The organism is Moraxella cuniculi DSM 21768 (assembly GCF_900156515.1).
In the GTDB taxonomy this organism is placed as follows: Bacteria; Pseudomonadota; Gammaproteobacteria; order Pseudomonadales; family Moraxellaceae; genus Moraxella; species Moraxella cuniculi.
The window spans coordinates 1-4,840 of record NZ_FTNU01000035.1; the positions used below are offsets into that span (position 1 = coordinate 1).

Consider the following 4,840-nt stretch of genomic DNA (forward strand, 5'->3'; position numbering starts at 1 on the left):
AGCTGGCGTGAAAGAATTCACCATCAGCATGAAGACTGTGGAAGACAGCACCACTGAAGGCGATGAAACCGTTCAATTCACCATCGGTGGCGTAACTGGTAACGAAGCGACTATTAAAGATACTTCAACCGCCCCTGTTGAGCCTGTGAACCTCACCATCGCCTTAGCAGATGACACCTTTGGTGCTGGCACTCGTGGTACGAACAGCGACAACATCTCCAAAAACGGTCAAGTCAATGTAACTGGCGTCCCAGCAGGTCAAGCGTGGCAATACACCACCGATGGTGGTAAAACTTGGACAGATGGCACTACAAGTAGCACGGGTGAAAACTCATTCACGATGCCAAACAACAACGAGCTTCGTGGAGTAAGCCATAAGCTACAAGTGCGTCTCAAAGACACACCAGACACCAAGTCAAACGAACTGACGGCGACTTATGACAAAGTGACCACCGCAGGTCGTGTAACTGCGAAAATCGAGGGTCAAACCGCCACATTGCTGGTTACTGATTTAGAACCTGGTGCAGTCGCCAGCGTCAATGGTCAAAACCGCCCAGTGGGTAACGATGGCGTGGTGCTAATCAGTGGCTTACAAATCAGCGGACCAACAAGCATTTTTGGTACAGGTGGTAATGCAACCAGCCAAAATGTCAATATCGGCTACAACCTAACTGATATCGCAGGTAACACCGCAGGCAGCAGCACTTCATCGGTATACAAATTTATCAATATGCCGAGAGTATATTCTGAAAATGCACCAAATGAGAAAACTCGTGTAACTCACATTACTAACAATGTGGGCGACTCTAACGATATTATTCTTGTTGGGGTGCAAGGCAATGCTCCGAGCGATGGTGATATTGTTGCCCGTGCTGGTACACCTGTCAATATCGACACCCGTGGCGGCGATGACACCATCATTGCCAAAACCATTCAGTCGATTGGTATCGGTAACACCACCATCAATATGGGTGCAGGTAATGACTCAATTTACTTGAGTGCCTATATCTCAGCAAGTGGTACGGGTGATATCAACATCAATATGGGCGATGGCAATGACTTGATCAAAACGGGCTTTAGTACAAATCAAGCGTTGTTCTCATCAACTGGTGCTTCGCCTGTAACCATTGATATGGGGCGTGGTGATGACACCTTTGTACTGGTGGGTCGCAAAAACGGTGCAGGTCCTGTTAATCTCAAAGGTGGCGAAGGCTTTGACACCTTAGAAATTGAAGGTGCAACAAGCCAATACAATAGTGGCAAGGTTCAATTCAATGATAACAATTTCAATATCACAGGATTTGAACGCATCTTGTTTAAAAATGGCACAAGCATCGACCTAAGCGTGCAGGACATTGCCAACAACGGTAACGGCACCAAAGTGATTAACGGCGTCAGCTACACCGGCTTGTTTATCGAAACAACAGGTGCAGGTGCGGCAAAAGTGAACTTAGGTACAGACAATGGTAATGGCACAACCCCAGGCTTTACCAAACAAGCCGATGCACCAGAAGGATACAATGCGTATTTGGCAGATAGTGGTCAAATGGTATATATCCAAGATGTCATCACAATTCTTTAATCTCATTGATTAAATAACCAACACCCCCACAGCAATGTGGGGGTGTTTTTTTATCCCTAGAGCCATCAATAACAAGGCTGAAATTAAAAATTGCTATTAATCATAAAATTACCGATTTGGCTTGAAATTTATTTTGGTTCGATAAGGTAAATCAACAACAAGACAGCCAAAAGATTATTGAGAAATGCCCATTTGATACGCTGTATTTTACCACAGCCAAGGCAAATGTTTGGAATATGCAGGCAATTGTCATTTATTTGGACAGATTGTCCTGCCACACAAAAGCCCAATCAAACATCTCTCAAGCCATGGCGATCTGTTTTTTTGGATAAAAAAACACCCCCGAACTTCGGAGGTGTTTGGTTGGAATGCAGTTTTAATCAATAAGATTAAATCACCTGCACACCTTGTTGGATGTAAACCCATTCGGTGCTGCTGCTAACGGTGTAGGCATCATAAGTAACGCCGTCCACGGTTTGCTGCATTGCATCCATCTTCGTCCAAGTAACGGCTGCACCACCTTTTGAGTCATCTTCAAGGTTGCCTTTGTTACCCAGTTTCACTTTATCTTCCGAGCCACCTTTGATGTACAACGCTTGGACATCGTCATCTTGCTCAAGGTAATTTAGCGTTACACGCAAGGTTTGAGCAGCTGATGAGCTCTTCATATCCACAGTTTCGAAGTTTTTAATCCAACGCATACTGTGGTCATCTGTGCTACCGTTTAGGACGATAGTGTCGTTACCTGCACCACCTTCGAGGCGAAGTTGGTTGGTGTTTGAGTCTAGGTAAGTCTCATTCACGGTCAAGGTATCGTCGCCGTCGCCCATATCTACTAAGCCACGGTACGCTCTGCCATTGATGGTTACTTGGTCGTTACCTGCACCCATATTTAACTGTAGGTTATCGGTGTTCGAGCCTAAGTTACCGCCACGAGAGAAGTTGTTTAGTACCACAACATCATCACCGCCACCGAAGTTAGCTTTACCTGTAACGAACGATTCGTTCACTTGTAGGTAGTTGTTGCCATCACCGAAGTTTAGGATAAGGTTGAGGTCATCGATATTGGTGCCGACGATCATTTGGTCGTTGCCTTCACCGAAGTTAATCTCCGAGGCTCCTGCATTACCAATGTTGTTGATGTAGCCACCGATATTTAAGATGTCATCACCCGCACCGAAGTTTATATTTTTCAGACCATCCCAGTTTTCACCCATCAGGAACATATCGTTGCCGCTGCCGAATGTTATGGTTGATTGTACGACTGCGCCGATATATTTCTTGATATTGATGATGTTGTTACCTTCACCCATATCAATTTGGAATTTCGGATTTGCCACATAACCAACAATGGCATCGTTCACTTGGAACTTATCGTTGCCATCGCCCATCTGGATGGTCGCATCTTTTGCAAATGCCTGCATAATACCACGCACAAGGATATAGTCATCACCTGCACCTGTGTTGATATTAGCCAGACGAGAATTTACCACACCGCCTTCGTCAGATAATGAGCCGTTCAGTGCACCTAGAGCACCGAATTGATCCATACCGATGATAAGGGTGTCGTTACCTGCTGTGGTTAGCACGCCATTCGGAGCTCCAGTAACTTGCTGACGACCACTGAGGCGGTTCGCATCATCATAACCGCCATCGTTACCCACAATACCCCTTCCAGTAGTGTCTGGACCTAAGTTCTCGTTGTACTCACTGAACAAGTTACGGATTAAGTTCACTTTTTGTGAGCTGACATTACCTGCGGCATCGACGATGGTTAGGGTCAAACCTGCAGGATCTTTGTAGTTGAAGCCTTGTAGGTTTGCGGTATATACGCCGTTAGTGCCAACAAACTGCACGCTTTGTACAGTGCCACCAGAGTTCCACTGAGCGTAAACAAAGGCACCTTTTTCTGAGTTACCGTTTGCGGCGGTTAGCTCAAGCTGTAGGTTGCCGTTTTCGATATTGGCTTTGGTTACATCTAAGCCTTCTACCTCAGAATCCAAGCGGAAGTCGTAGGTTTGTTTGCCTGCTTCCACGCCATTGGTTTTTAGCACCACTTCGTATTGATAGTCAGTGCCGTAGGTTTGTGGCAAGTTATTAGCGGCAACTTGGTAAGTTTTGTCATCGACTTTCGCAATGTTAGCGGTCACATTTTCCGCATTTGTGCGGTTGCCATTCACGATGGTATAGCGAACCACTTCTAGCGTTTGACCATCGCCCAATGGTCCTTCTAGGTTGATAAGAAGGTTTACATTGCGGTCGTTGGTCAAACCTGTCGCAAGGCTTAACGCCGTGTCGCCATTACCACTTGCCACTTGACCTACGCCGTAGGTTGCGTTGCTATTCGGGTAAACGGTTTCTGGTGCCATTTCCTGACCATTGATCAGCACTTTGTTTTCGTCTGTCAAGTTGTCAGCCATATCAAGCGACTTGATGGTGGTTGGTGGAACTGGCGTGGTTGAAGTATCTTTAATAGTCGCTTCATTACCAGTTACGCCACCGATGGTGAATTGAACGGTTTCATCGCCTTCAGTGGTGCTGTCTTCCACAGTCTTCATGCTGATGGTGAATTCTTTCACGCCAGCTGGAACAATGATTTTGCCGTTGCTATCAACAGTTACATTGTTTGAGAACTCAAGCGTTTCGAAGTCGTCAGCATTGGCTGAACCTACTACATCATCAAGCGTTAGCTCAGCACCGTTGTTGTTGGTCAGCTTAACGGTAGTAACTTGTACTTCACCTTCGTTTACAGAAGTAGTAACTACGCCATCGTTGTTTGAGTTGTCTACTTCAGCATCTTTGCTGTCTTCACCGGCAGTGCCGTCTACTGGGGCAGAGTCAGTTTTACCTGTTTCTTTACCTACAACAGTTACCGGAGTATTGTCCAATATGCTGTCTTGTGGGATTTTTACCTCACCAGTGGTTGGGTCAGTAATAGTCGCACCTGTGTTATCAGGGTCATCCAACTTCCAAGTACCATCAGGTTGTTTGGTAACAGTTACTGTTTTTACTGCTCCATCTTCACCGATAAATGTAGCGGTCGTTGAAGTGTTGTTTGGACCTGGAACAACGCTTACTGAACCATCAGTGGTTGATGGTGTAACGGTTGGTTTTTCAGCTGGTGGCGTAGTTGAAGTGTCTTTAATAGTCGCTTCGTTACCAGTTACGCCACCGATGGTGAATTGAACGGTTTCATCGCCTTCAGTGGTGCTGTCTTCCACAGTCTTCATGCTGATGGTGAATTCTTTCACGCCAGCT

Annotated in this window: 2 protein-coding genes; one reads left to right on the plus strand and one right to left on the minus strand. The window is 45.9% G+C overall.

Annotated features, from left to right (window positions below):
• A partial coding sequence (locus tag BW928_RS11740) for an autotransporter outer membrane beta-barrel domain-containing protein (RefSeq protein ID WP_159434538.1) occupies window positions 1–1,582 on the plus strand: 1,582 nt, incomplete at its 5' end.
• Window positions 1,583–1,971: 389 nt separating this feature from the next.
• Here the strand turns inward: BW928_RS11740 and BW928_RS11745 are convergent.
• Window positions 1,972–4,840 (minus strand): hypothetical protein (locus BW928_RS11745; protein WP_159434539.1); only part of this gene is annotated, 2,869 nt, incomplete at its 5' end.